This window comes from Chryseobacterium sp. RR2-3-20, assembly GCF_017808115.1.
In the GTDB taxonomy this organism is placed as follows: Bacteria; Bacteroidota; Bacteroidia; order Flavobacteriales; family Weeksellaceae; genus Chryseobacterium; species Chryseobacterium oryzae.
Map to the genome: position 1 here is coordinate 23,801 of NZ_JADQBD010000011.1, position 25,749 is coordinate 49,549.

28 protein-coding genes and 1 other RNA gene are annotated in these 25,749 nt (G+C 32.3%); 6 read left to right on the top strand and 23 right to left on the bottom strand.

Annotated features, from left to right (window positions below; genetic code table 11):
• Positions 1 to 10: 10 nt before the first annotated feature.
• From IV513_RS04585 to IV513_RS04600, 4 genes are all read right to left on the bottom strand, one after another.
• The gene (locus IV513_RS04585) at positions 11 to 601 is read right to left on the bottom strand and encodes a Crp/Fnr family transcriptional regulator (RefSeq protein WP_209389335.1); all 591 of its coding nucleotides are present in this window, start codon (positions 599 to 601) and stop codon (positions 11 to 13) included.
• A complete protein-coding gene (gene ytxJ, locus IV513_RS04590) occupies positions 598 to 987 on the bottom strand; it encodes a bacillithiol system redox-active protein YtxJ (RefSeq protein ID WP_209389336.1) in 390 nt (129 codons plus the stop codon). The genes IV513_RS04585 and ytxJ overlap by 4 nt, the downstream gene beginning before the upstream one ends.
• A complete protein-coding gene (locus IV513_RS04595) occupies positions 984 to 1,445 on the bottom strand; it encodes a DUF1569 domain-containing protein (RefSeq protein WP_209389337.1) in 462 nt (153 codons plus the stop codon). Before IV513_RS04595 ends, ytxJ begins: the two co-directional genes overlap by 4 nt.
• A 101-nt stretch (positions 1,446 to 1,546) precedes the next feature.
• On the bottom strand, positions 1,547 to 2,038 hold the full coding sequence (locus IV513_RS04600; protein WP_209389338.1) for a hypothetical protein: 492 nt from the start codon (positions 2,036 to 2,038) through the stop codon (positions 1,547 to 1,549).
• Positions 2,039 to 2,126: 88 nt separating this feature from the next.
• On the opposite strand from IV513_RS04600, the gene pncA reads away from it, so the two are divergent.
• The gene (gene pncA, locus IV513_RS04605; protein ID WP_209389339.1) at positions 2,127 to 2,732 is read left to right on the top strand and encodes a bifunctional nicotinamidase/pyrazinamidase; all 606 of its coding nucleotides are present in this window, start codon (positions 2,127 to 2,129) and stop codon (positions 2,730 to 2,732) included.
• Positions 2,733 to 2,816: 84 nt separating this feature from the next.
• On the opposite strand, the gene IV513_RS04610 is transcribed toward pncA, so the two are convergent.
• Positions 2,817 to 3,947: a pseudouridine synthase gene (locus IV513_RS04610; RefSeq protein WP_245168859.1), complete on the bottom strand. Its 1,131-nt coding sequence runs from the start codon at positions 3,945 to 3,947 to the stop codon at positions 2,817 to 2,819.
• A 100-nt stretch (positions 3,948 to 4,047) separates the two neighbouring features.
• On the opposite strand from IV513_RS04610, the gene aroB reads away from it, so the two are divergent.
• From aroB to IV513_RS04625, 3 genes are all read left to right on the top strand, one after another.
• A complete protein-coding gene (aroB, locus tag IV513_RS04615; protein ID WP_209389340.1) occupies positions 4,048 to 5,094 on the top strand; it encodes a 3-dehydroquinate synthase in 1,047 nt (348 codons plus the stop codon).
• 227 nt (positions 5,095 to 5,321) lie between these two features.
• Positions 5,322 to 6,011 carry a porin family protein gene (locus IV513_RS04620; RefSeq protein ID WP_209389341.1) on the top strand — a complete coding sequence of 230 codons (690 nt, stop codon included), beginning with the start codon at positions 5,322 to 5,324 and terminating at the stop codon, positions 6,009 to 6,011.
• A gap of 230 nt (positions 6,012 to 6,241) precedes the next feature.
• Positions 6,242 to 6,970 (top strand): porin family protein, encoded by a 729-nt coding sequence (locus IV513_RS04625; protein WP_209389342.1) that lies wholly within the window; start codon positions 6,242 to 6,244, stop codon positions 6,968 to 6,970.
• Between the two features lie 72 nt (positions 6,971 to 7,042).
• Here the strand turns inward: IV513_RS04625 and purF are convergent, their stop codons facing one another.
• The 5 genes from purF to IV513_RS04650 all read right to left on the bottom strand — a co-directional run bounded on the left by purF (position 7,043) and on the right by IV513_RS04650 (position 11,855).
• The gene (purF, locus tag IV513_RS04630) at positions 7,043 to 8,542 is read right to left on the bottom strand and encodes an amidophosphoribosyltransferase (protein ID WP_209389343.1); all 1,500 of its coding nucleotides are present in this window, start codon (positions 8,540 to 8,542) and stop codon (positions 7,043 to 7,045) included.
• A 134-nt stretch (positions 8,543 to 8,676) separates the two neighbouring features.
• Positions 8,677 to 9,396, bottom strand: a complete 720-nt coding sequence (purC, locus tag IV513_RS04635) for a phosphoribosylaminoimidazolesuccinocarboxamide synthase (protein WP_209389344.1) — start codon at positions 9,394 to 9,396, stop codon at positions 8,677 to 8,679.
• 27 nt (positions 9,397 to 9,423) lie between these two features.
• Complete coding sequence (locus IV513_RS04640; protein ID WP_209389345.1) at positions 9,424 to 10,122, bottom strand: DUF3307 domain-containing protein; 699 nt, start codon at positions 10,120 to 10,122, stop codon at positions 9,424 to 9,426.
• 3 nt (positions 10,123 to 10,125) lie between these two features.
• Entirely contained in the window at positions 10,126 to 10,731 is a 606-nt protein-coding gene (locus tag IV513_RS04645; RefSeq protein WP_209389346.1) for a SatD family protein, read from the bottom strand.
• Positions 10,732 to 11,111: 380 nt separating this feature from the next.
• On the bottom strand, positions 11,112 to 11,855 hold the full coding sequence (locus tag IV513_RS04650) for an aminotransferase class V-fold PLP-dependent enzyme (RefSeq protein WP_209389347.1): 744 nt from the start codon (positions 11,853 to 11,855) through the stop codon (positions 11,112 to 11,114).
• Positions 11,856 to 11,938: 83 nt separating this feature from the next.
• On the opposite strand from IV513_RS04650, the gene IV513_RS04655 reads away from it, so the two are divergent.
• Complete coding sequence (locus tag IV513_RS04655) at positions 11,939 to 12,592, top strand: metal-dependent transcriptional regulator (protein ID WP_209389348.1); 654 nt, start codon at positions 11,939 to 11,941, stop codon at positions 12,590 to 12,592.
• Between the two features lie 32 nt (positions 12,593 to 12,624).
• Here IV513_RS04655 and IV513_RS04660 read toward each other — a convergent pair whose 3' ends face one another.
• From IV513_RS04660 to IV513_RS04700, 9 genes are all read right to left on the bottom strand, one after another.
• On the bottom strand, positions 12,625 to 13,203 hold the full coding sequence (locus IV513_RS04660; protein ID WP_209389349.1) for a glutathione peroxidase: 579 nt from the start codon (positions 13,201 to 13,203) through the stop codon (positions 12,625 to 12,627).
• 21 nt (positions 13,204 to 13,224) lie between these two features.
• Complete coding sequence (locus IV513_RS04665; protein WP_209389350.1) at positions 13,225 to 13,887, bottom strand: histidine kinase; 663 nt, start codon at positions 13,885 to 13,887, stop codon at positions 13,225 to 13,227.
• Between the two features lie 70 nt (positions 13,888 to 13,957).
• Positions 13,958 to 14,686, bottom strand: a complete 729-nt coding sequence (kdsB, locus tag IV513_RS04670) for a 3-deoxy-manno-octulosonate cytidylyltransferase (protein WP_209389351.1) — start codon at positions 14,684 to 14,686, stop codon at positions 13,958 to 13,960.
• Between the two features lie 76 nt (positions 14,687 to 14,762).
• A complete protein-coding gene (locus tag IV513_RS04675; protein WP_209389352.1) occupies positions 14,763 to 16,016 on the bottom strand; it encodes an aminotransferase class I/II-fold pyridoxal phosphate-dependent enzyme in 1,254 nt (417 codons plus the stop codon).
• Positions 16,017 to 16,040: 24 nt separating this feature from the next.
• The gene (locus IV513_RS04680) at positions 16,041 to 16,946 is read right to left on the bottom strand and encodes a hypothetical protein (RefSeq protein WP_209389353.1); all 906 of its coding nucleotides are present in this window, start codon (positions 16,944 to 16,946) and stop codon (positions 16,041 to 16,043) included.
• 17 nt (positions 16,947 to 16,963) lie between these two features.
• Positions 16,964 to 18,679, bottom strand: coding sequence for a phospho-sugar mutase (locus IV513_RS04685; protein ID WP_209389354.1), 1,716 nt, complete (start codon positions 18,677 to 18,679; stop codon positions 16,964 to 16,966).
• A gap of 138 nt (positions 18,680 to 18,817) precedes the next feature.
• Positions 18,818 to 19,519 carry a DUF2807 domain-containing protein gene (locus IV513_RS04690; protein ID WP_209389355.1) on the bottom strand — a complete coding sequence of 234 codons (702 nt, stop codon included), beginning with the start codon at positions 19,517 to 19,519 and terminating at the stop codon, positions 18,818 to 18,820.
• Positions 19,520 to 19,852: 333 nt separating this feature from the next.
• Positions 19,853 to 20,803 carry a glycosyltransferase family 2 protein gene (locus IV513_RS04695; protein ID WP_209389356.1) on the bottom strand — a complete coding sequence of 317 codons (951 nt, stop codon included), beginning with the start codon at positions 20,801 to 20,803 and terminating at the stop codon, positions 19,853 to 19,855.
• Positions 20,804 to 20,820: 17 nt separating this feature from the next.
• Complete coding sequence (locus tag IV513_RS04700) at positions 20,821 to 21,417, bottom strand: DUF4199 domain-containing protein (RefSeq protein WP_209389357.1); 597 nt, start codon at positions 21,415 to 21,417, stop codon at positions 20,821 to 20,823.
• A 132-nt stretch (positions 21,418 to 21,549) separates the two neighbouring features.
• Here IV513_RS04700 and ffs point away from each other — a divergent pair.
• An RNA gene (ffs, locus tag IV513_RS04705) (signal recognition particle sRNA small type) lies at positions 21,550 to 21,647 on the top strand.
• Positions 21,648 to 21,750: 103 nt separating this feature from the next.
• On the opposite strand, the gene IV513_RS04710 is transcribed toward ffs, so the two are convergent.
• The 4 genes from IV513_RS04710 to IV513_RS04725 form a co-directional block, all read right to left on the bottom strand.
• On the bottom strand, positions 21,751 to 22,437 hold the full coding sequence (locus IV513_RS04710; RefSeq protein WP_209389358.1) for a metal-dependent hydrolase: 687 nt from the start codon (positions 22,435 to 22,437) through the stop codon (positions 21,751 to 21,753).
• A gap of 16 nt (positions 22,438 to 22,453) precedes the next feature.
• Entirely contained in the window at positions 22,454 to 23,383 is a 930-nt protein-coding gene (menA, locus tag IV513_RS04715) for a 1,4-dihydroxy-2-naphthoate octaprenyltransferase (RefSeq protein WP_209389359.1), read from the bottom strand.
• Positions 23,384 to 23,461: 78 nt separating this feature from the next.
• Positions 23,462 to 24,946, bottom strand: coding sequence for a PH domain-containing protein (locus tag IV513_RS04720; protein ID WP_209389360.1), 1,485 nt, complete (start codon positions 24,944 to 24,946; stop codon positions 23,462 to 23,464).
• The gene (locus IV513_RS04725) at positions 24,939 to 25,520 is read right to left on the bottom strand and encodes a PH domain-containing protein (RefSeq protein WP_209389361.1); all 582 of its coding nucleotides are present in this window, start codon (positions 25,518 to 25,520) and stop codon (positions 24,939 to 24,941) included. The genes IV513_RS04720 and IV513_RS04725 overlap by 8 nt, the downstream gene beginning before the upstream one ends.
• Between the last annotated feature and the right edge of the window lie 229 nt (positions 25,521 to 25,749).

Below are 25,749 nucleotides of genomic sequence, written 5' to 3' on the forward strand. Positions count from 1 at the left end.
GTGATAATATTTAATCTGCAACAAAGTTTTTCTTTGCAAGTTCTTTTCTCACTCTGCTAAGACTTTCTGGTGTTATACCCAAGTAGGAAGCGATCATCCACTGAGGAACACGCAACATGATATCAGGGTACATTTTTATAAATTTAAGATATCTTTCTTCAGCAGTTTCTCCTAACAGAGAATTTATCCTGTCCTGAAGGCTTTTAACATGCTTTTGCAGAAGCAAATCATTTCTTTCTATACTGTTAGGAAACTCTTCCAACAGTCTTTTGAAAAAATCGTGTTCTAAAAACAAAACCTCAGAATCTTCTACAGCTTCAATGTAATAATTAGATTTATCGCTGAAATAAAGACTGGTTCTGTCGCCAATAAGCCAATTCTCTGGTGCAAACTGTATGATGTGCTCTTTACCGTTTTTATCAATAGAATACATTCTTAACAAACCTTTTTCAACAAAAAAAGTGTACTTGCAGACTTCTCCTGCCTGTAAAAGAAACTCGTGTTTTAAGATTTTCTTTGAAGAATATTGCAAAGAACACATATTGAGTTTTTCAGCAGGAACTTCAAAGACATTGGATAAATAATTTTGAATATTTTTCATGACAGAATTTGGCTTAGCGATATATTATTGTGTGAAGCATGGTTTACCACTACTCCATTTTCAATGACCAAAAATTGTGGACTTTCGTGACGAACGCCAAAATCCTCTGCTATTTTATTAGATATAGGTCGATATGCCAATAAATCAAGATAATACAGATATTCTACAACCTCTTTATTTTCAGACTGTTTTATTTCTTTTTCAAAATTACGGAGTACCGTTTTGCTGATAAAACAACTCGTAGAATGTTTAAAAATTCCTATTTTATGACGTTGAGAATTATCAATAGCTTTCATTAAATCTTCTTCAGATTCTATAGAATTCCATTGGCGTTTTTCTTCCAGTTCGTCATTTTTTCCACCAAATATTTTATCAAAAAAACTCATACTTTAAATTGTTTTAGATGATGATCCAGATGTTTATACTCTAAAAATCCCCAGTCTTTTTCCCGCATTCTACCGAAAAGTTCATGTTTTAGCGGTAACTGATGATTTAGGTATGCATTTTTGTATTCATCCAGTCTTAGGAGCAGATTATTTCTTGTTTGCTCAAAGTCACAGTCAAAATTAACAATAACTTTTTTAAATGTAGGCATATTTCGCGGAATTCCATTATTGAAAGCAGAAATTTCGTATTTCGTTACAACTCCAACAATACGAAAAAGCCAAAATACAGACGGAATTTTTAAGCTGCCCAATGCAATCTGTAAAATTTTATCACAATGAAGCATCATCTGAGCAACATTCATCTTTCCCCATTTATTTTGAGATTTAATAGACAGTTGCAGAATTCGACGCTGTATTTCTTCGAAATCTTCTTCGTTATGCAAACTTTTATATGGCATTTATAACAGAATGTTTTTCTTTATTTTATTAATTAATGCAAGGACTAAAACAGAGTCATCATCATTTAAATAATATAGTAGTTTGTTGATATTCTGATTGTTTAATGAAAAAATAACAAAGTAATGATAATAAGTTTTACTGATAAATCATCATAAGAAATTTTATATTTTGAAAACTCTATACAATCAATCTTAAAGTGAATATCTGCCAAAATAAAACTTTCATTTTGTTTTAGTTTCAGATAATAAGAATTAACTTTTTCATCAAAGAAATTTACCCAAAGCTCGTTAACAATTTCATTAAAAAGTTTGTTTTTTTGTTCCAGTTTTCTGCCATAAAAAATTTTAAAATTTATTTTAAGCTCTCTTCCATAATAATCTTTTATGAAAATTAAATATTCTCTTCCAATGTAAAATTTAATTCCTTTAATAAAACGAATGCCATAACGAATTCCTGAAATATTTTCGCGAGGTAAAATTGTATAAAGATCTTGTATGTTATCTTTATTTTCAAATCGGATGCTATCTTTATGAATACTCAGCAATCGCTTTCGTTGGTCGAACAGACTTCTAATAATTATAAAATCTTTCATAAATGCCGATTTGTCCGAATTTAATTTTATGGACAAGTTTTTGAAGGTTAATTTTGGTAAATTTAATTAATAATTCTATCTTTTCTCTATGAAAAAAGCCCTTATTATCGTCGATGTACAGAATGACTTCTGTGAAGGTGGTGCATTAGCCGTTCCTGAAGCCAATTCTATTATTCCATATATTAATCTTTTGATGCAGAAAAACCAGTACGACCAGATTGTTCTTACTCAAGACTGGCATCCGGCAAATCATAAAAGTTTTGCAAGCAATAATAACCGTAAAGTAGGAGAAAGCATCATTCTGAATGGTGTTCCTCAGTTTATGTGGCCAGATCATTGTGTTGAAGGTACTTTTGGTGCAGAATTCCACAAGGATCTGAATCGTGATAAAGTTACCCACATCATTCAAAAAGGTAAAAATACGGAGATTGACAGCTATAGTGGTTTTCAGGACAATAACCATTTTATGAAGACAGGATTAGATGATTTCTTAAAATACCACGAAATTCAACTGTTGGAAATTGTTGGTCTAGCTTTAGATTATTGCGTGAAATTTACTGCTTTGGATGCTGTTTCTAACGGATATATTACTTGTGTGCATTTTAACGGAACAAAAGCTGTTAACGTAAAACCTGATAATGGTAAAGACGCCATCTATGAAATGGTTCAGAAAGGTGTAACCGTTTTGGGCTAAAATAAAATTAAGATTCATATAAAGCAAAAAAAGCAGTTTTACGAATGGTAAAACTGCTTTTTTAATTGTTGAAATCTAAAAATATTAAAGCATTTTCAAATTATTTACTTCAAGTTCGGTGAGAATTCTCCAATGTCCTCTTTTAATATTTTTCTTGGTAAGACCAGCAAACATTACACGGTCTAATGCTTCAACTTCATAGCCTAATCTTTGGAATATTCTTCGGATAACACGGTTCCAACCAATATGAATTTCAATACCGATTTCAGTTTTTGGTTTTCCTTCAATGAAAGAAATCTGGTCTACCACTGCAACACCTTCATCCAAACGAATTCCTTCTGCAATTAACTTCATATCTTCATGAGTTAATTTTTTATCCAAAGTTACATGGTAAATTTTCTTGGCATCAAAAGACGGATGGGTAAGTTTTTTCGTCATGTGCCCGTCATTCGTTAAAAGGATAACTCCAGTTGTAGAACGATCTAGCCTTCCCACGGGAAAAAGACGGTAAGGTGAAGCATTGGCAACAAGATCTATCACCGTTTTTCTTGCTTTGTCATCTTTCGTTGTAGAAATATAACCCTTAGGCTTGTTAAGAAGTACATAAACAGGTTTTTCGGGCGTAATGCTTTGTCCGTCGAAAACCACTTTATCAGTTTTCTGAACCTGATAACCCATTTCTGTTACCACTTTTCCGTTAACTTCTACCAATCCCTGAGTAATAAGTTCATCTGCCTCTCTCCTGCTGCATATCCCTGAATTGGCAATATACTTATTAAGACGGATTGAATCTTTATGAACATCTTTCTCAACTTTTTTGAATCTTCTTTGCTGAACAAATGATCTGGCTTTATCACCATCTTTTTCTTCTGCTGCATTGGGTCTTCTGCCATATTTCAGACTACCTCTTTCATATTTATTTCTTGTATCGAAATTTTTGGCACCACCTCTTTTAGGGCTGAAAGATTTCTTTTCTTCTCCCGCATTGGTAATATATGGCTCTTTTTCGATTTTCGAATATTTTTTTTCCATTCTCGCCTCATAGCTTGTATCACTTCTTCTAGAATCAGAATTACGTTCTCCTGCTTTCGGGAAAGGTTTTTTGAAAGGTTTTGAACCGGAATTTCCGGATTTGGAAGCGCGAGAATCATCAGAATTATTTCTAGTTGAACTTCTTGGTCTTTTGGGTTTTCCTGAATTGTTGTCTCTGCTCATGCTAAATATTTCTGCAAAGATACTATATTTAATAACGAGTTAAAAATTAGAATCATAACTTTGTACTGCTTTTATAATACAAACCTAAATAATCATCATAATGATCACCATATTAGACCATAGTTTTTCTCAGCTTAATCAGTTTATTTCTGAAAAATCTTTCAGTAAAATTTTTATTTTGGTTGACGAAAATACCCATGAATACTGCGTTCCACTATTTTTGGCAAATCTGGAAACAGAAATCAGTTTCGAGATCCTGGAAATTGAGCCGGGAGAAGAAATGAAAAATATCCAGACAGCCAACCAGCTTTGGGAAATTCTTACCGAAATGCATGCAGACAGAAAAGCTTTGCTCATTAATCTGGGAGGAGGAGTTATTACAGATATGGGAGGTTTTGTAGCGTCTACCTATAAAAGAGGAATTCAGTTTATTAATATTCCCACTACTCTTTTGTCGATGTGCGATGCGTCTATCGGCGGTAAAACAGGAATTGATCTCATGAATTATAAAAATATGGTAGGAACTTTTGCTTTTCCGGAGCAAATTTATTTCTATCCAAAATTTTTAGAAACACTTCCTGTCAAAGAATTAAAAAGTGGTTTTGCAGAAATGTTGAAGCATGGCTTAATTGCCGATAAATTGCATTGGGAAGAATTAATTCAAATTCAAAGCTTGGATGCTTTGGGAATTGAAAAATTTATTCCTAATTCTATGAATATAAAGCAGGAAATTGTGAATGCCGATTGTTTTGAAAAAAATATTAGAAAGACGCTCAACTTCGGACATACCATTGGTCATGCAATAGAAAGTCTTTGCCTTGAAGACGGAAAGCCAATTCTCCATGGTGAAGCAGTAGCATTGGGAATGATTTGCGAAACGCATCTTGCTTATCTGGAAAATCTTATTGATGAAAAAACGTCAGAATTAGTAATTCATCACATTCAGAGATATTTTTCCTTCTTAGATATGAGTTCTTATGAAGATTCTAAAATTTTCGATTTGCTGCTGAACGATAAAAAAAATGTAGATGAAAAAATAAACTTTTCTTTAATTACTGATATTGGATCTTGTGCATTCGACTATCAATGCAGTACAGAAAATATTACAAAAGCCCTTAATTTTTACCGAAAATTGAGTGAATATTAATTCAAAAAAATAAAAATTGTTAAAATTAATATTTAATACATAATAAATTAATAGTTTGATTTTCAGATAAATAAAAAATCATCAATTCGTTGAGAGTTGATGATTTTTCATTTTAACCAATAATTTTTCGTTTTGGCAAACAATTTGAAAGATACCACCCGTCCAATAATAAAAGTTGGGTAGTAAAATTTAAAATTAGAATTAGTAAAATATTAAAAATTTAAGTTATGAAAAAGTTAATTTTAGGAATCGCAGTTTTGTCAACTTCTTTGGCATTTGCTCAGACAACTACTCCAAAATCGTCATCTTCGGATGTTAGATTTGGTATAAAAGCTGGTATGAACGTTTCTTCTTTATCTAAAGATGCTGGTTTGGAAGATCAAAAATCTAAAATAGGATTTAATGCAGGTGTTTTTGCAACAATTCCTGTAGCTGAGTCTTTCAGCATTCAACCGGAAGTTTTATATAACCAGTTAGGTGCTAAAGTGGATAGCAAAAATGAATATACATTAGCAGGAATCACAACAAAAAATGTTGAGTCTTATTCAACTAAATTTGATTATATCTCTGTACCAGTAATGTTCCAGTATAATTTTGTCCCTAATTTTTATGTAGAAGCTGGTCCGGAATTTGGATTCATGATTTCTGCAAAAAACAAAGGTGACAGAACAACTACTGTTACTAACGGAACGAACGTATCTACAAGTACAGCAAGTTATACCGAAAACATCAACAAAGATAATTTAAGTACTTTCAACTTCGGAATTGGTCTTGGTGCAGGTTATTATTTCACAGATAATCTTGGGATTACTGCAAGATATACTGCTGGTGTAACAGATGTGGCAAAAAACAGACCTAACGGTTCGGATGCTATTAGAAACAACAACTTTCAAGTTGGTTTAGCATACAAATTCTAAGAAACTGAAAATCTAATAAACAATTTTGATTTCAATAAAAGGTCAGCTCTATTTCTGGAGCTGACCTTTACTTTTATTTCTTTTTTTAATCCCATGCTTAGCATATAAAAAAGCGGATTTTAATCTAAAATAATTCGTGTTATGCCCCTATTGGCAAGCACTTTGCAAAATAACAGTACCTGTATGAAGTATCAGGTATTAAAACAAAAGTAAAATTTAATTTTAAAATTATGAAGAAGTTATTTCTAGGAATGGCATTAGCTGCCACATCGTTGGTATATGCACAGGAAGTAAAACCAGAACCAGCTCCAGCTCCTATTTCTCCAATGAAGGTAAAAGAACCGGTAAGATTCGGTATTAAAGGAGCGGCTACCGCTTCACAGTTCAGTGAACAAAAATTAGCTGCCAAAAATCAGAAAATAGGTTTTAATGCAGGTATATTTGTGAATGTACCATTATCAGAAAAATTTGCATTACAACCAGAGGTTTTATACAACCAAATGGGTGCTAAAAGTGTTGTTTCAGATAATGAAGTAAGTAATGGCTCTACTACAGTAAGAACGAAACGGGATTATACAACAACTCTTAATTATATCTCTGTACCTTTAATGCTTCAGATGAAACCAGCACATAATTTTTATGTTGAAGCTGGACCAGAATTCAGTTATTTTCTGGATGGAAAATACAAAGGTGAAACTACAACATCAACCACCGTTTCAGGTACAACAACTACACAAACTTTATCTGCTTCAGAAAGCATCAACAAAGATGATATCAAGAAATTTAATGTAGGTTTGGGAGTAGGTATTGGATATTATTTCACTCCTAATTTAGGAATTAATGCAAGATATGTAAACAGCTTAACGCACATTTACAACAATTCTGATGCTGTAACCGATGCTCAGAAAAACATCAATACTAACAGAGTATTTCAGTTAGGATTAAACTATAAATTCTAAACAAATCTTAATTTCAATAGAAAGGTCAGGCTTTATAATGAAGCCTGACCATTTATTTTAAATGGGGAGAATTTAATTAAACAATTCTACTTCTTCTCCTTTTTCTACAGGATATTTTTCTGTAAAACAGCCAAAACAGTGGTTAGAAGAACCCAAAATTTCTTTTAGACTTTCAACGCTCAAAAATTCTAAAGAATCTACTCCTAAATAATTTCTAAGCTCTTCAATAGACATGTTGGCAGAAATTAAATCATCTTTTGAAGGAGTGTCTATTCCTAAATAACATGGTGCAATAATTGGCGGAGAAACACTTCGGAAGTGAATTTCTTTTACGCCGGCATCTTTAAGAATTTTCACCAATCGTTTAGAAGTTGTACCACGCACAATAGAATCATCAATAATAACAACTCTTTTACCTTTAATTTCAGAAATAATTGGATTGAGTTTCAGGTTTACTACCCTTTCTCTCATTTCCTGGGTTGGAACAATAAAACTTCTACCTATGTATCTGTTCTTAATTAAAACCGGACGGAACGGAATACCCGAAGCTTTAGAAAAACCAATAGCAGCCGGAACTCCCGAATCGGGAACACCAATCACCACATCGGCTTCCAATGGAGCCTGTTCCCAGATTTTCTCTCCAGATTTTTCTCTTATTTCATACACGTTGATATTTTCTAAGGAAGAATCGGGTCTTGCAAAATAAATATATTCAAAAGAGCATATTCTCTGTTTACCTTTTTCTTCATCTACCATGTAAGAATGAAGTTTTCCCGGTTCATTTTCATTGGTGTAAATAATTTCTCCCGGCAATATATCGCGAACATATTGTGCACCCACGGCATCTAAAGCCACAGATTCTGAAGCAACAACATAAGAATTCTCATTAATTGCTCCTAAAACCAAAGGTCTGATTCCGTTAAAATCCCGAAATGCGAAGAATTTGTTTCTCGTCATTCCTACCACAGAATAGGCACCTTCAATTTTTTCCATTGTTGCTTTAATTGCGGAACGAAGGCCAAGATCAAGATTTTTTTGAATTAATCTTAAAATAACTTCAGAATCGGAAGTAGCCCGGAATACCACTCCTTCTGCTTCTAATTCTTTTTTCAGCTCTTTGGCATTGGTAAGATTCCCATTATGTGCAATGGAAAGTATAATCTGGTCGTATTCATTTTTGGCGAAAAATGGCTGAAAATTATACTTCTTTTTGTCTCCTGCAGTGGTATAACGTGTATGTCCGATTGCAGAATTTCCCATAAAAGTTTCCGGATCTGAGATCTCTTTGTAAACATCTAAAACCAAACCTTCATCTTTCATGTTGGTAATTTTACCGTTTTTAAGAACGGAAATACCACATGCTTCTTGACCTCTGTGCTGCAATGCAAAAAGCCCGAACTGAGAAAGAGAAAACGTATCCAAATCGTCGTCCGAATACATACCAAATATTCCGCATTCTTCGTTAGGTGCGTCTAATCTTTCTTCCTCCTGCGTTCTGAAAAGATTTCTTCCGTAGGTTTGGGTTTCAAATTGTTTTAAATATTCACTTTTATGAATGTCTAAACTTTTCATTTCTATTTTTTCTATTGATGCTAGAAGTCAGATATCAGATCTTAGTCTAAAAACTAACTTCAGTTTTATTTTGTTAAATAACAAATCATTTTCAGAGCTAAAAATCTAGCATCTGATGCCTGACATTTGAAATCTTACTTATTAAGTACAGCTTTCAATCTATTGTATATCTCAACATAAGCTTCAGTAACTTCGCCAAGATCTCTTCTGAATCTGTCTTTATCCAGCTTCTTCATGGTATCTTTATCCCAAAGTCTGCAAGTATCAGGAGAAATTTCGTCTGCAAGGATAATTTCACCGTCAGCAGTTTTTCCTAATTCAATTTTGAAGTCAACCAAGATGATGTTCATTTTGTCGAAAAGATCAATCAGGATTTCATTGATATCAGAAGTTAATTCATACATTTCATCGAGTTCTTCATACGTTGCAGCTCCTAAAAAAACTGCGTGATGATCGTTAATAAGCGGATCTCCCAATTCGTCTTTTTTGTAGCAGATATCGAAAATGGTTACAGGAGATTTAATTCCTTCTTCCACTCCTAATCTCTGTGCCATACTTCCTGCAGAATAATTTCTTACTACCATTTCCAAAGGAATAATAGAAACTTTCTTTACCAATTGCTCTCTCTCGTTCAATTGTTTAATGAAATGAGTCTTAATCCCTTTTTCATTCAAATATTCAAAAATAAGAGTGGTAATAGCGTTGTTCATTTCGCCTTTTAAATCTACAGATCCTCTTTTCTGAGCATTAAATGCAGTAGCATCATCTTTAAAACGTACTACAACTTCATTAGGATTATCGGTAGCAAAAACTTGTTTCGCTTTACCTTCGTACAACATTTCTTTCTTTTCCATTTTATAAAATTACTTTTTTAGTTAGATTTATATTTTAATTAAAATTCCAGTTAAAATTGCCATTCCGAAACTTAATAAAGTCCCGATTAATACATATTCTGTAAGTTTTCTCTGTTTTGCCTGTGCCAAGTCGCTGAATCTGAAAACAGATTTCGCAGCAATCATAAAACCTACTCCTTCCCAATGGTTTACAGTTATGAAGGTAAAAACCATTAATCGCTCTAAGATTCCAATATATTTTCCTGCATTCGAGAGAGATTCATTCTGATTATTTCCCTCTTCTTCTGTTACGGGAGTCCAGGATGATAATAATATCTTTATAAAAATTGATGCAGGTGTTGTTAAAAATATAACAGCCATCAAAATTTTTAAATAATTCTGATTTTTAAATACTTCAAGATTAAATTCCTTAAAATAAAAAGAAAACAAAGCAATCACCAAAAGGTGTAATGCCTGATCGATAAAAAACCAGTTTTTTTTGGTTTCAGCAGTTTGAAATTTCAATTTACAGACATCTATAATGAAATGCGAAATTCCCACTCCAACAGCAACCCACCAAAGTTCAAGATTCCAAAGGAAAATAAAACTCAGAATAGTGTGAATGAGTACATGAAAGTATAAATATTTGCTTTTCAGAATTTTACTTTCTTTATCTGCAACCCAAGCGTTTGGCTGAAGAATAAAATCTCCAATTAAATGTGCTGATATGAGTTGTGCGAAAATCATTTTTTAAAGTTCTGAAATTTTCTTTTTAAAATACTGATTGGTTTCTACGATAAGTTCGTAATTAGCACGTTTCAGCCTTTGGCTTACAGAAGATTGCGAAATATTGAATTTTTTTGCCAAATCTTCCTGTGTACTGTTGGGATTCATAATCATTTCGTGGATGATTTCTGAGGTAGCCATTGTCCAGTTATCAAAGTCTTTTGAGGCCCATTTCAGAAGGATATTCAGATCGCGGTCTACAGAATCGTTGGATGTTTTTATAGAAACGGTATGTCCGTCACTTTTCAAGTCATTGAGTAATCTTCCTGAATTTACATAAGCAGATCCGTTAGATTCGGTGATTTTTTCGGAAGAAAAATTTTCGTCTCCGATACCAATGGCAATTCTAACGTCTAAATTTTCCTGACTTTTTATTAATGATTTTATGGCTAAAAAACACCAAAAAACATCATCTATCTTGCATTTCAGCTGAAATTCGTCTCCTCTGTAAATTTCCCATACTTTTGGTGCACTTCCCCATTTTTCAAGAAGATTTTTAAGTCTGGTAATCCATACTTCTGTAGCAGAATGCTGTGAATTGATAATATCTCCGGTAATAACGGCAATCATTCTGCAAATATAATCATTATAACTTATAAATAAAAACTATAAGTAAAAAACCTTATAAATAGTCATTATTATGTGTAAAGCTTATATCATGTAGCTCTATCAACAAAATATGGTGTATAAGTTGTGAATTTTAACATTAAGTTCATCAACCGTATAAAAAATATTGTCTACATTTACTCTGCAAAACAAATCCAAATGAAATTTACTTTTGCTTTTTTCGTACACGAAATTGCAATTAAGTTTAAAATAAAAATTTAAGCACAGCATCCTCGGCTGTGCTTTTTTGTTGTTGTCTAACTAAAAAATGAGATGTTTTTATCTACTGAGCCCGTTCCTAAAGAGCGGACTCTTTTATTTTTTCCACTGAATAAAAATATGATTTAAGAAGAAAAAAATTCACCAAAATGCCACAAAATACCTGAAGGATCGTGCACAAAACATTCTTTTCCCCAATCCATCATTCTAACAGGAGTTAATTTTACACCAGAATACTTTTCTGTTAAATTTAAGGAGACTAAATCGTTCCAAAATTTGTCTGTATCTTCAACTTCCACAAAAATCATAGTATTATCTAGATATTCTGAAATTAGAATACGACCTAATCTCGCACCGTCCATAAAGAGATAAAGATTGTTTTCTTTACAAAATTTTGAAAGATTTGTAAGTTCTTCTTTCGTGTAAATGGTTCCCAACTCGGTAGAATTAGAAATATAAACCAATTTTGGCATCACCTGATGCGGAATATTTTTATGACTTTCTAAAACTGGAATAATATCATTTGGGAAAAGTTTTCCTTCATTATTTTCAATCCCTAAAATCTTATGTCCAGTTGATTCAATCGCACCGGTTTCATTATTCATAATATGTCCAGCATTTGCAGAAATTACACATTGATAAGGTCTTAAAATAGAGGAAATAACAATTAAATTGGCTTGAGTTCCGCCGTAAACAAAATAAATTTCAGAATCTGGATTTTCTATTTTTTCACGTAGCATTTTTTTAGCTTCCAGAGAGTATTTATCTTCACCGTAACCCGGCTGCTGATCCAAATTATTCTGTACAAGAGATTCTAAAATCTGTGGATGACAACCCTCAGAATAATCGTTTTTAAAAGAAAATTTCATATTGCAAAATTATGAAATACCAACCAACTCTCCATAAATCTTAAAATAATTTGTTAGATTTGTAGTTATAAGTATCTAACATTTTGAAAGCAACACTTACAGAAGAAAACTATCTTAAAGCCTTATTTCATGTTGTAGACAGCGATGGAAAAGTAACCATTAACGAACTGAGTAAATTTCTCAGTGTTAAAATGCCCAGCGTGAACAATATGATGAAAAAATTTGCAGAAAAAAAATGGGTTATTTATGAAACTTATAAACCTCTTAAAGTTACAGAAAAAGGAAGAAGAGAAGCGGCTTTGGTTGTAAGAAAACACCGCTTAACAGAAATGTTTCTCGTAAAAAAAATGAATTTTGGTTGGGAAAATGTACATGAAATTGCCGAACAATTAGAGCATGTTCATTCTAAAATTTTCTTCGATAAAATGGATGAAATTTTAGATTTTCCGAAATTTGATCCTCACGGAGAGCCTATTCCCGACAAAGATGGAAATATTATTTCTCAGGATTTACAAAAATTAAGCAACTGCAAAGTAGGAGAATCCGTAATTTTCGCTTCCGTCACCCTTTCTGACGATGCTTTTCTCAATTATCTTACCGAAAGAAATCTACTTTTGAACAGCAAGATAAAAATTGTAAAGATTGAAGATTTCGATCAATCTATCACCATAGAAATATTAGGAAAAACTGAAATTTTAAGCAAAAAAGCAAGTGATAAAATTTTAGTAAAACATTAAAAAAAGCGGATTATTTAAAATCCACTTTTTGTTTATCTAAGATATTTCAAAATTTCTTCGTCTGTAGGTTTCACTTTACTTGGGAAACTGTCGATAAGTTTACCATTCTCATCGATTAAAAATTTAGTGAAGTTCCACTCTATTTTTGTATCTTTTACTCCATTAAGGCTTTTTTCGGTAAGAAATTTAAAAATTGGAGCCATGTCTTCACCTTTTACCGAAACTTTAGAAGCCAAAGGAAAAGTAACACCATAATTTTTCTGACAAAAAGCTCCGATTTCTATATTCGTTCCCGGTTCCTGACCGCCAAAATTATTGGCAGGAAAACCTATAACCACCAGTTTTCCTTCAAATTCTTTAGATAATTTTTCTAAATCTTCATACTGAGGAGTAAAACCACACTTTGAAGCCGTATTTACAATTAAGATTTTTCTGTCTTTAAAATCGGCAAAGTTTATTTTTTTACCTTCTTCAAGAGCATCTACGGTATAATCGTATATTGATTTTGACATCACTTTTTGGGTTTTTGTTTTGGAAACATCATTTTTTTTCTGAGCACAGCTGTTAAAAAATGCTGCAAGTGAAATAACTACTATAAAAAGCTTTTTCATAATTGAAAATTATTTATTTTATTAAAATTTGAAGCTATTGGCAGGAAATACTTTATTGATTTCTACTTTATTGAGTAGCATCACATAATCGCCGTCTTTTTTTGCACTGGAAGATTCTATCCTGAAAGGCATCATCAAATTCCCTACCTTTTTATAGTCTGAATACAACAAAGTTTCATCTTTTTTTATTTCCTTTAAAAGCATGAAAGATTTTGTGTCGAAATAATAATAATTTTTATTTACGTTTTTTGTAAGCTCAACTTTATGGCAGTAAATCTCTCCTACTTTTTCTTTTCCGAGATATTTGGCTTCAAAACCTTTGTTTTCCCAATCTATAAAATCGTTATCGAAGCTTTCGGGAACGTATTGTTTATATTCCTGAACTTTATTGGTCGCATAATTCATTGCATACCCTTTTGTTCCGTCATAACCTTCAATAGCCGTATCTTTTCCGCCCATTGTAATAACGGTTTTGGTTAAATTTGGTCTTTGCTGAAATATTTTTATTGGATATTCATCTTTAATTCCTAAAACTACTTTTCCCTGTAATAATACCGAATTTAATAACTTCCAATTCGTTAACCCTCCCGATAATTCAATGTTTTTATCTATAATATCTTTAGCAGTCTGTGCAAAAGTTAATTGTGAAATAATCAGGACAAAAACTAAAAGTAATTTCTTCATTAATTTTATTTATAATTCAAATATAAGGCTTTAAATAATCTACCCATGTATCAATCTAAAAATTTACAGATTATTCTGATATAATTTTTCTTGCTTTTTCCAAATCTTCGGGAGTATCTATTCCCACTCCAATAAAATTGGTTTCAATAAGCTTAATTTTCATTCCATACTCCAGATAACGGATACATTCTATTTTTTCTGAAATTTCCAAAGGTTTCATTTCCAGTTTAGAAAACTGTAGAAGTGCATGTTTTCTGAACGCATACACACCAATATGCTTAAAATAGGCAACATCATAAGAAATTTCTCTGTGAAAAGGGATAACCGAACGGCTAAAGTACAATGCAAAACCATTATTATCGGTAATCACTTTTACGTTGTTAGGATTTTCAATCTCTTCCTTTTCGTGGAGCCTGATTTTTAAAGAAGCTAAAGAAATTTCCTGATTATCGTCGGCTTTAAAAACTTCAATAAGTTGCTGAAGTGGTTCCAGTTTTAAAAACGGTTCATCTCCCTGAACATTGATAACGATGTCACAGTCGATATTCTGTACCGCTTCTGCAATACGGTCGCTTCCTGTTTCATGTTGACCGGTCATTACTGCTTTTCCTCCGTTATTTACAATTTCATTAAAAATAATTTCAGAATCTGTTGCTACAAAAACTTCATCAAAAAGACCCGTTTCCAAAACGTTTTGATAGGTTGTTGTAATAACTGTTTTTTCACCCAAAATCTGCATGAGCTTTGCCGGGAAACGGCTTGCTTCGTAACGAGCGGGAATTACAGCGATAATTTTCATGATTATAATGTAAGATATTAAAGTACAAACAGTGTAACAATTATGTAACTGTTACACTGTTGAATAACTTTGGTCTTTATTTTAAATTATTTAAAGCTTTCTCCAGTTTTGGTAACATGGCTTCAATTTCTTTAATATCTAAACCACCCACTGAAGCTCTGAACCAAGGTTCAGATTTCGCCTCACCAAATGCAGAAAACGGAACTAACGCAACACCTGCATCATTAATTAAGTAAAAAACTAGATCAGAAGAAGTTTCTATTGTACTTCCATCTGGTTTTGTCTTTCCAATATAATCTAATTTAATGGTAAGATATAAAGCTCCCATAGGTTGAATACTGTCAACAGAAAGTCCTTTTTCTTTCAAATCCTGAATTCCTTTATGAAGAACCTTCAAACTTGCTTCCAGTCTACCTTTAAACTCATTTACAAAAGCATTTACTTCATCTGGATTTTGATAATATTTTGCTGTAGCTTCCTGCTCTGGCTTTGGTGCCCAAGCTCCAACGTGCGTTAGAAGCGCTTTCATTTTATCAATAATATGTGATGGTCCAAATCCCCAACCCACTCGTACTCCCGTAGCTGCAAGACATTTGGAAATTCCATCAATATAGATTGTATATTCTTTCATTTCAGGGAAAAGAGAAACAGGATTAACGTGTTCTGCCCCAAAAGTAAGATTAGAATATATCTGATCGTACATTAAGTACAAAGGTTTTTCATCTTCACCTCTATTTTTATTTTCTTCTAAAATCAATTCGCAGATTTCAGAAAGCTGCTCTTTAGTGAACATTGTTCCCGTAGGATTAAGAGGTGAGCAAAGCGATAAAAGTACAGCTCCTTTCAAATGTGGTCTTAAATCGTCTGCAGTGGGAAGAAAGTTATTTTCGGTAGTCGTTTTTACTTCTACAGCATCAGCCGAAGTTAGATAAGCGTAGTGATTATTATTCCAGGAAGGAATTGGGTACACTACTTTGTCACCTTCGTCTACAATTGTTTTGTACACAGCATAAATTAATGGTCTAGAGCCTGCTGTAATTAAAATATCATTGGGAGAATAATCTAAATCCCATCTTTTCTTTAAATCTTTGGAAACTTCTGTTCTTAAAGATAAAAGTCCGTTTGCGGGCGGATAATTGGTAAGGTTGTTCTGATAAGCTTTCTGAATTTCTTCTTTCAACTTTAAAGGAATCGGATAAATATTAGAATTCAAATCACCAATCGTAAGATTAGCAATCTCCGCTCCTTTTGCCTTTAAATCGTTTACTTCATTTCCTATTTTTACAATTTCTGAACCAATGAGGTTCGCCGCTAATTTTGAAACTTTCACTTTACTTTTATTTAAATTTATTTACTATTTTCTTTCGATATTTATTCTTTTATAAATCTCTGCTTCGGGAAGGTTTGCATCGAAAAGATTTATAATTTCTCTGGATTTTCTGGCAACATTAGAATTCGGATATTTTTTAATTATTCTGTTGAATTCCTGTCTGTTTTCATCATACAATTTTCCATCTGCCCGCTCAAAAGTCGGAGTATTATCCATTCCGAAAAGATAATCGTACAGGTAATTATTGTAGATTTCCTTTACTTTCGGGATTAAAGAAGATTGAGGATATTTCTTAATGAAATTTTCCCAAAATATTGTTCTTTCCCCTAATTCATTCCAAGGAATAACAATACCTGCATCTGCTTGATAAAGCCCTTCGCTTTCTTTGGCAAGTTGACCAATATAAGCATTATAATCCGGAGTTACTTTATTTTTGAATATGGAAAAATAATGATCAGGAACAGACCATATTTCGGTATATCCTTCTCCTACTTCTGTAAATTCAAGACCACCTTTCTTCAGTTCGGCACTCAGTTTCTTTATATTTTCAGGAAACTTGTAACTATTACTTTCGGAGTCATAATAATTCACATACTCTTCCAAGACCTTACTCAGACTTTCGCTTAAACAAGCAGTATATTTTTCACGAATCTTGATATAATCTTCGTATAATTTATCATTTTGTTCGGGTGAATTTTGAGTAATTTCTTTCTCGGTTTTCTGTTGATACCATTGTAGTGCAACAATATAATCTTCAGTTTTATTTTTAGAAGAACATACAGTATCAATTGGTATAAAAGAGTTTTCTTTCTCTTTTATTTTGGAAATTGTATCTTTTTCAGATTTATTGTCTGAGATTACCGATTTCTGTTTTTTACAGGAAAAAACAGAAATCAGTAAAATAAAAGCTACAATACTTTTCTTTATCATTAATTTAATTAGGAAAATTAATCTAATTTTAAATCTTTTCTTACTTCTTCAATTTTCGCTTCCAAAGACTTTAATTTTTCAATAAAATCTGCTTCAGAAGTAACAGAATCTTTTACAGACAGATAGAATTTAATTTTGGGTTCTGTTCCCGAAGGTCTTACACAAACCTTTGTTCCGTCTTGAGTATAGAAAATAAGAACATTCGATTTCGGAATGTCGTTCATTACCTGTTTTTCGTTCTTAGAAACGGTAAAACTTGTCTGTTCCTTGAAATCTTTTATTTCTTCTACCGGAGAACCTGCTAATTCTTTAGGCGGATTTTCTCGGAAGTTTTTCATCATATTCTGAATTTCTTCAGCTCCATCTCTTCCTTTTCTCACCAGGTTAATCAAACCTTCATAGTACATTCCTACTTCCTGATAAATTTCTATGAGATATTGATACATCGTTTTACCGTTCGCTTTACACCATGCAGCAATTTCACACGCTAAAAGGATACTTCCGCAAGAATCTTTATCCCGAACGAAATCTCCCGTCATAAATCCGAAACTTTCTTCACCACCACAGATAAATTTTTCTTTTCCTTCAAAATCGCGAATCATTTTCCCGATCCATTTAAATCCCGTTAAACCTACTTTACAGTCTACACCAAACTGATTGGCAAGATCGAAAAATATATCTGAAGTTACGATTGTAGAACCAATAAATTCTTTTCCGGTAATTTTACCCTGTTTTTTCCATTGGTCTAAAATATAATACGTTAAAATTGTATTGCACTGATTACCATTTAATAACTGAATTTCTCCATCCAAATTTCTCACGGCAATTCCCAATCTATCTCCATCGGGATCGGTCCCGATAACAATATCCGCATTGGTGATTTTTGCAAGATCCATAGCCATTTCTAAAGCAGCCGGTTCTTCAGGATTTGGAGAATCTACGGTTGGGAAATTTCCACTTGGAATCATTTGTTCTTTTACCAGATCAATTTTCTTGAAACCTGCTTTTTCTAAGGCTTTTGGAACTGTGGTGTAAGTGGTTCCGTGGATAGAAGTAAAAACAATATTCAGATTTCCTTTTCCTACATTTTGGTAGGTTGAATTTTCAATACAAGCATCAATATAAACATCGTCCTGCTCTTCTCCCACCCATTCTATAAGATCATCATTTCCGTTAAACTTAATTTCCTCAAATTTCACGGAATATACTTCGTTGATAATCGCTTCATCATTTGGAGGAACAATCTGTGCCCCGTCATTCCAGTAAACTTTATAACCATTATATTCTGGCGGATTATGAGAAGCTGTTAAAACAATACCGGCATTACATTTTTTATTTCTCACGGTAAAAGACAATTCAGGAGTTGGTCTGTGATCTTTAAAAAGCAAGACTTTAATTCCGTTTGCTGTTAAAACATCAGCAACCAATTTTCCGAATTCTTTAGAGTTATTTCTTACATCATAAGCAATGGCAACTTTAATTTCTTCACCTGGAAATTGCTTTAATATATAATTCGCAAGTCCCTGTGTTGCTTGCCCTAAGGTGTATTTATTTAAACGATTAGTTCCAACACCCATTATTCCTCTCATTCCACCAGTTCCGAATTCTAATTCTCTGTAAAATGAATCTTCTAAATCTGGAGAATTGCTTTCTATTAAAAGTTGAACAGCATCTCTTGTTTCTTTATCGAAAGTTTCGGAAAGCCATAGCTTAGCCTTTTCTAATGTTGTCATATTGATATATTTTTTCTTTAGCTTGAATTGGGAAATTAGAACCTAATGGTTTTACTTCCGGTTTTATATTTGTATTAATTTTAAAGCTTTGTTATATTTTATATACTAAAATCAATTTAAAGCATTCAAAACAATTCTTTAATTCAGTTTTTTATTTTCTACTCTAGCTGTTTTATCTGCCTTAAACACTCTAATAGGGTCATTATAATACACAAATTTAGCTGTATTTTTTACATTTCCCTTCAACGAATCTTTTACATTAACTTCAGCATAATTTCCGTTTTTAGAATCCAGATTCAAGTTGGTTATTTTCCAGTAAGGAGCAATAAGACTTGCCGTATCGGATATTTTAATAACCGCATATTTTGTTTCGCCCAAAAAATTCGCCCGGCTTCTGTTAAGCATTTCTACTTCTGCTTTTCTTGTATTGACAGAACCCATAAAAGTAGCGTAATTTTTTAAATTAAGCTTAAAATTGTCATTTTTAATTTCACTGGAAACATTCATCTCCACCGAATCTGAAAGAGAAACGATCTCCGGATTATATTTTGAATAAATAGTAACATTATAAAAATCTACACCAGCAACTTTTCTTTTTTCTTTTATGAAAAGTGTTTTATCCTCAACATTAATATCAAGATTGTCTGCAATATTGGGATAAGTTTCAACTTCTACAAAATTTTTGGGGCCTCTGGCGTAAAACACACGAAACTTACCATCCAGATTTAGATTGACGAATTCTTCTACATTAATATCCTTTTTATCTAAATTTCCTTTAGGAGAAATTTTACCGCAAGAAACTACAGAAATTAATAGGATTGTAAAAAGTATTTTTTTCATGTAAACGAAGTAATTTATTAATCAATAAAAAGATTATATGATTTTTTTATTTGGAAATTTCTGAAAACAGAGGATATCCAATAAATAATAAAATAATAATTAAATCTGATGCTAAGAGAATCTTGCTTAAAACCAATCTCTGATTTTTTATTACTTTTTTATCAAAATAATAATTAAAAACAAAGAGTAAAAGTGGAATAAGAAACAAATAAAATTTTCTTTCTACAACTTTTGTAAAAGATTCTATTATCTTAAAATTTTGCCAGATAATCATCAAAAAAAAGAAGATAACCAGAATATTTATGAATATCAGAATTATTTTTTTAATCATTATTAAATAATTTCATCAATATTATAATTCTTATGTTCTCGGTTGGTTCTAATAATCATTTCTCCTAAAAATCCTGCAATAAATAGTAAAGTTCCCATCAACATCATCGTTAACGCAATATAAAACCAAGGGTTATTGGTAATTAAATGACCATAAATACCTCTTGCAACATCAATTAGTTTGGAAATTCCAAGCCAAAAAGCAGATAAAAATCCTACGATAAACATAAATGTTCCTACCGCACCAAAAAAATGCATTGGTCTTCCTCCGAAACGACTTACAAACCAAAGTGTTACAAGATCCAAAAAGCCACGGATAAATCTCTCCGTTCCAAATTTAGATGTTCCGTAAGGTCTTGCCTGATGCGGTACTTCTTTTTCTGTAATTCTTCTGAAACCAGCATTGGCAGCCAAAACAGGAATATATCTGTGCATATCTCCATACACATCTATAGATTTTACAACTTGTCTTTTATATGCTTTTAAACCACAGTTAAAATCATGTAAATAAACCCCAGAAACCTTTCTTGCCGCCGCATTGAATAGTTTTGAAGGAATATTTTTAGTCATTACATTATCGAAACGCTTCTTTTTCCAGCCGGAAACAATATCGTAATTATCTTCTATTACCATTCTGTATAATTCGGGAATTTCTTCCGGAAAATCCTGAAGATCCGCATCCATAGTAATAATTACATCGCCGTTTGTTCTTGCAAAAGCTGCATGCAACGCCTGAGATTTCCCGTAATTTCTGGAAAATTTTATGGCATGAATTTGAGGATATTGAACTTTCATGTTTTCTATGATGCTCCACGAAAGATCTGTACTTCCGTCGTCCACAAACCATACTTCGTAAGATAAGTGGTTGGTTTTGCAGGTATTATCAATCCTTGAAAATAACTCTTCAAGAGATGCTTCCTCGTTCAGCAACGGAATAACGATAGATAAATTCATTTAATTTTGGTAAAAATTTATTCTTGATTAGGTTCTTCGGTGTACGTTTTTTTTGTTCTGAAAAAAGCTCCGAAAAACAAAGACAAAACTACGTAAAATATCAGAATTGCCGCAAAATATCCGGAGAAATGACTTGCCGTAAGCATATCTTTTCCTTTAATGATTTTCGGATCGAATCTTTGAAGTCCTTCTTTGTATTTTTCCTCTAATTCATCGATATCTTTTTGATGTTTTAAGATTTTTTTCGCAGAATCGTATTCTTTATCCAACTCGGCTTTCTGTCTGGTTACGTATTGATAATTAAGCAATTGTTTTGCATCGGTATCTACATAATTCAGAAAAACAAAAATACTTGCTACAGAAAGCAATCCGCCTAAAAACATAGGAATAAATGCTCGTTTAAAGGCTTCTCGGAATCCCATTCTATGAGTATTCCAACGCGATTTTACCGACCAAAATGCAGTTACGGCATAAATAACAGGAAGAACAAAAGCATTGGCTTTCAATGATATATCAAAATAGTTAACTCCTGAAAAGAAAAAATAGACTACAAAAAAAACAATCATTGTAGCTGCATAAAGTAAAATTCCTAAGGTTACCGGACTCTTCGTCATAATTTCAGTTTTAAGAAAAACTTTAAAAAAATAGTACTCTAAAATTCAGCATTTTAGCTGTTTTAAAGGCATTTTCTAGTGATTTTTCTTTAATATTATTTTTAAGTTTATAATTAATTGCTATCTTTGCAACGGCAAGTCCTAAACAACCAGCTCCTGAGAATCCTCCAGGGTGGGAACGCAGCAAAGGTAATTGGTCGTAGCGGTGTGATTTAGGTAGCTTGCCATTTTTTTTGGTTTTAATTGAAGAGAGGTAATTTGAAAATTATCTTTTTTTGTTTTTATAAACTTCAACATTTACTTTCAAATTTTCAAATTACCTTTCAATATTGATTAAAGTTCGAACGTTTCTCCTAATTTTGGTAAGATAAGTTCTACATTTTTATCTGCAAAATGCCTCTTTGCATTCTCATGATTAATTTCTATCGGTGGAAAGGTATCAAAATGACATCCAATTACTTTAGGTGTTTTTAATAATTCTGAGGCCGCAAATGCTGCTTTTCTGGCACACATGGTATAATGACCTCCAATCGGCAATATAGAAAGATCCAGGTTGCCATAGAGAGTGGGAAATATCTGCATGTCTGCCATTACTCCTGTATCTCCTGCCAAATAAATATTCTTCCCTTCCGGAAGTCTGAAAATATATCCTACAGGCACTCCACCATACGTTCCGTCTGGAAAAAAACTCGTATGATGAGCCGGAACCATAGAAATTTTAAGATCATCTATTTTTGCAGAACCTCCTAAGTTAATATCATTTTTATTTTCTGCATTTTTAAAGTAAGCACAAATTTCCGGTTGGCCAATGATGGTTGCTTCCGGATAATGATGTAAAACTTCGCCGACATCGGCAATATGATCTCCATGAGCATGGGTTAACAAGATATAATCTATTTTCTGAGCCGAAATATCGAAACCAGATTCAGATTTTTTATAATTGTAAAAAGGATCAGAAAGAATTGTTTTGTCTTTGTAATTGAACAAAAAACAGTTCTGTCCTAAAAATTGTATTTTCATAATATTATTTTAAATTTTAGCCGAAATAATTTAAACCGACAGCTGTAAGTATTGCCATCATTAAGGTCATGATTCCAACCTGCTTAAGAAAGGGATCTAGTTTTTTGGGTTCTTTAATCTTCATGATTTCGCGACGAACCTTCATCATAGGAAGAAATAAAATCATTACTATGAATACGTAATATTTTTGAGATTCAATAAAACCATTGTTTCCTAAAAATACCAAAATCAATATTAAAGGGAGCTGAAGAAGAACAATTTCATAAATCATAGCATTTTTGAATCCTATCCTTAAAGCCAAACTTTTTTTACCTGATAATCTGTCGCTTTCGATATCGCGCATATTATTAAGATTCAAAACAGCCATACTCATCATTCCCACTGCAGTTGCCGGAAGCAAAATATCCCATGAAAAAGATTTTGTAAATAAGAAGTAACTTCCACCAACAGAAACCAATCCGAAGAAAATAAAAACAAATAAATCTCCTAAACCCATGTATCCATAAGGTTTTTTTCCAACAGTATATCCTATTGCTGCCAAAATACTTGCCACTCCAAGTCCTATAAAAATGTAAAATTCATTTAAATAATCAGGAATGAAAGCAATATACAAAAGCGCAATAGTCGCCACAAAAGAAAGAGCTGAAAAGAGAATAACTGCATTTTTCATCTGTTTAGCCGTAATTCTACCTGAAGCCACAGCTCGTGCTTCTGCTTCTCCTATTCTGTCTTTATCTGTTCCTTTTACACCATCACCATAATCATTAGCATAATTGGATAAAATCTGATAAAGAAGCGTAACCAATAATGCCAAAGCAAAAATTTTCCAATCCCAGATTCCTCCATCTTCTTTGAGTCTCCATTTTGCAATGAAAGATCCCATGATAATTCCGCTTAACGATAACGGTAACGTTCTAAGCCTTGCGGCTTTTATCCAGTCAGTCATAATTTATGAGTAATGAATAATGGGCAATAGGTAATATAAAATCTGAAGATTACGATTACTTATTGCTCATTACTGATATTAATTTGTTTCAATTTTATAAATGCAGTAATTGAGCAGCTTCTTAAGCTTCACAAAATTTAAAGCGATCATTTTAAAGCGCCCTGCAGAGGTATAAAAAGTGATACTTCCCAAGTTTGTTTTTCTTTGCCAAAAATACTGAGAAATTTTCACAGTCTGAAGTTTTTCGACCTCAAAAGTTCGGTTATCAACATCCCAGATTCCATATTTCAGTCTGATAAATCTTTCGTTGTAAAATAATCTTAAGTTTCTGAAAGAAATCAGAATAAATAATTCTGTTAAAACGATATAAGTTACCGCTAAAAACCAGTATTTTATAAATAATTCTTTCTCAATTGTGAAAATTAAAATCAATGGTAAAACAATCCACTGAAAAGTATGGACGATAATTAATCTAAAATTCGGTTTTAGTGCATTTTCAAAAACAGGATTTTCTTTCCATATTGTAGAAATCAGTTTTTCTTTTTCGAGATTGTTGATTCCGGGAACAGCAGCGACATTTTTCTCATCTTCCTCTTCATTTTTTCCGATTTGCAAGAATTTCACGTAAGAAATTTTCATTTTCTTCTGAATCCAATTCTGAGTTTCGGTAATGACCTGAACTTTCGATTTGTTGACAATTGAATTTCTTGTATTAAACAAACCATATTCAAAAGAAAAGCTCTGATTGTTTTCTGTGATTTTAAAATTGAAAAATTTAATCATGGTACGAACTGCATTTACAATGATTCCAACAAGAATAACGACCAAAACAATTCCTAAAATAACGGGAATAGAAAACGCTAAAAACTTAGCTTCAACAGTGTCGTAATCCAGCTGTTTTTCAAATTCCACCTTTTTTAGCACATTACTAAGTTCAGAAAACCCATAAATCAGTAAACTGACCATTGCTAAAAAACTGCGTACATAATTTGCCGTTATTCCGTATTTTAAAATACTTGCCGTTGAAATTTTAATAGAACGAGGTTGTTTAATTTCTTCATTCACTAAAACATCATCTGCTTTTTCTAAAGGTTCAACAGCAATTTCCGTTAAAAGATATTTCTTGAGGTCGATTGCATTCTGTTTCGTTAATGCGGAAATCTTGACTTCCATTTCAGAACTTCCCGGAGTGTCAATTTCAAGTTTATAGATGTTAAAAAACCGATGAATAAATGGTTGTGAGATATTAACCTCCTGAATATTTTTCTTTTTGATCTTGGTCACCGAAGTATTGATGATTCCTTCGTGAATAACGAATTCTTCATTCTCATCATCGATATAATATTTAAAATGAAAGTACTGTAAAATTGCTGAAACAATTAGAATTAAAATTGCTGCAATAATTGCAACAATAATCATCCATGATTCTACTTTTTCTTTTTTAACGAAGAAAAGAACAATTAAAACCCATAAGTTTTTAATCACTATTCCAATATTGTACAAGAAAAGCAAAACGATGCCCGTTTTCGACTGTCTTTGAGGCTGAAAAAAAGAATTACGCATCTCCTCCATCTTCTGTTTTTTCTACTGAAATAGTTCCGCGAATGTGATGATTAATTCCTTCTGCAATCTCTTCAGGTAAGCCGTTGATTGTAATGTCTCCACCACTTACTCCAGCTGTAAAAACGGCAATTGATTTTAGGTTTAATATTCTTGAAAACCAACCTTGCTCAACTTTTACATGTTGAATTCTGTTAAAAGGAACGATAATAATGCTTCTTTTTAACCAACCGTATTGATACAGCAAATCTTTTTCACGAACTGCATATTTTCGGAATTTAAAACCAATTATAGCATTTAGAAAAAGAAAGACAATCATCAGAAAAATTCCGATAATAATTGTCCAAACCTGAAGCAGACTTAAATTGAAATAAAAGAAATAAAAAGCAACACTAACTGCTCCAACTAAAAAAATAGAAAATAATGCAAGATTTAATAAAATAATCTTGAGATATTTTGGTGAAACAGCCGTCAGTTTCAAATCATTGAAATCGGGAATCTTAAGGTCGAAAATCTGAGGATTTTGAAAGTTTTGATTCATATTAACGAGCTCTGCAGATGACGCAGATTTTTTCATTATATCTACAAATTATCTTGAAGAATAAATTATTTTTAACGCTCTGTTTGTCATTCAGAAGGAATCTCAATACGCCGGAAAAAAATAAGTTTAGATTCCTTCGGAATGACAAAGCCACGTTGATGTCATCTTTAATTAAAAATGAATATTCACTTAATTTTTAGAACTTCCATAAAATTACAAAATAATAGGCAATGAAATTACTCATTACCTATCACTTATTATTTAT

Excerpts from the sequence above, each read along its gene's own strand:
- IV513_RS04585 (WP_209389335.1), bottom strand. The coding sequence starts at position 601 with ATGAAAAATATTCAAAATTATTTATCCAATGTCTTTGAAGTTCCTGCT.
- purC (WP_209389344.1), bottom strand. The coding sequence starts at position 9,396 with ATGGAAAAGAAAGAAATGTTGTACGAAGGTAAAGCGAAACAAGTTTTT.
- IV513_RS04620 (WP_209389341.1), top strand. The coding sequence starts at position 5,322 with ATGAAAAAGTTAATTTTAGGAATCGCAGTTTTGTCAACTTCTTTGGCA.
- IV513_RS04600 (WP_209389338.1), bottom strand. The coding sequence starts at position 2,038 with ATGAAAGATTTTATAATTATTAGAAGTCTGTTCGACCAACGAAAGCGA.
- IV513_RS04595 (WP_209389337.1), bottom strand. The coding sequence starts at position 1,445 with ATGCCATATAAAAGTTTGCATAACGAAGAAGATTTCGAAGAAATACAG.
- IV513_RS04680 (WP_209389353.1), bottom strand. The coding sequence starts at position 16,946 with ATGATAAAGAAAAGTATTGTAGCTTTTATTTTACTGATTTCTGTTTTT.
- IV513_RS04710 (WP_209389358.1), bottom strand. The coding sequence starts at position 22,437 with ATGAAAATACAATTTTTAGGACAGAACTGTTTTTTGTTCAATTACAAA.
- aroB (WP_209389340.1), top strand. The coding sequence starts at position 4,048 with ATGATCACCATATTAGACCATAGTTTTTCTCAGCTTAATCAGTTTATT.
- kdsB (WP_209389351.1), bottom strand. The coding sequence starts at position 14,686 with ATGAAAATTATCGCTGTAATTCCCGCTCGTTACGAAGCAAGCCGTTTC.
- IV513_RS04720 (WP_209389360.1), bottom strand. The coding sequence starts at position 24,946 with ATGCGTAATTCTTTTTTTCAGCCTCAAAGACAGTCGAAAACGGGCATC.
- IV513_RS04625 (WP_209389342.1), top strand. The coding sequence starts at position 6,242 with ATGAAGAAGTTATTTCTAGGAATGGCATTAGCTGCCACATCGTTGGTA.
- menA (WP_209389359.1), bottom strand. The coding sequence starts at position 23,383 with ATGACTGACTGGATAAAAGCCGCAAGGCTTAGAACGTTACCGTTATCG.
- IV513_RS04660 (WP_209389349.1), bottom strand. The coding sequence starts at position 13,203 with ATGAAAAAGCTTTTTATAGTAGTTATTTCACTTGCAGCATTTTTTAAC.
- IV513_RS04640 (WP_209389345.1), bottom strand. The coding sequence starts at position 10,122 with ATGATTTTCGCACAACTCATATCAGCACATTTAATTGGAGATTTTATT.
- IV513_RS04695 (WP_209389356.1), bottom strand. The coding sequence starts at position 20,803 with ATGAATTTATCTATCGTTATTCCGTTGCTGAACGAGGAAGCATCTCTT.
- IV513_RS04700 (WP_209389357.1), bottom strand. The coding sequence starts at position 21,417 with ATGACGAAGAGTCCGGTAACCTTAGGAATTTTACTTTATGCAGCTACA.
- IV513_RS04685 (WP_209389354.1), bottom strand. The coding sequence starts at position 18,679 with ATGACAACATTAGAAAAGGCTAAGCTATGGCTTTCCGAAACTTTCGAT.
- ytxJ (WP_209389336.1), bottom strand. The coding sequence starts at position 987 with ATGAGTTTTTTTGATAAAATATTTGGTGGAAAAAATGACGAACTGGAA.
- purF (WP_209389343.1), bottom strand. The coding sequence starts at position 8,542 with ATGAAAAGTTTAGACATTCATAAAAGTGAATATTTAAAACAATTTGAA.
- IV513_RS04650 (WP_209389347.1), bottom strand. The coding sequence starts at position 11,855 with ATGAAATTTTCTTTTAAAAACGATTATTCTGAGGGTTGTCATCCACAG.
- IV513_RS04645 (WP_209389346.1), bottom strand. The coding sequence starts at position 10,731 with ATGATTGCCGTTATTACCGGAGATATTATCAATTCACAGCATTCTGCT.
- IV513_RS04610 (WP_245168859.1), bottom strand. The coding sequence starts at position 3,947 with ATGAGCAGAGACAACAATTCAGGAAAACCCAAAAGACCAAGAAGTTCA.
- pncA (WP_209389339.1), top strand. The coding sequence starts at position 2,127 with ATGAAAAAAGCCCTTATTATCGTCGATGTACAGAATGACTTCTGTGAA.
- IV513_RS04665 (WP_209389350.1), bottom strand. The coding sequence starts at position 13,887 with ATGAAGAAATTACTTTTAGTTTTTGTCCTGATTATTTCACAATTAACT.
- IV513_RS04725 (WP_209389361.1), bottom strand. The coding sequence starts at position 25,520 with ATGAAAAAATCTGCGTCATCTGCAGAGCTCGTTAATATGAATCAAAAC.
- IV513_RS04690 (WP_209389355.1), bottom strand. The coding sequence starts at position 19,519 with ATGAAAAAAATACTTTTTACAATCCTATTAATTTCTGTAGTTTCTTGC.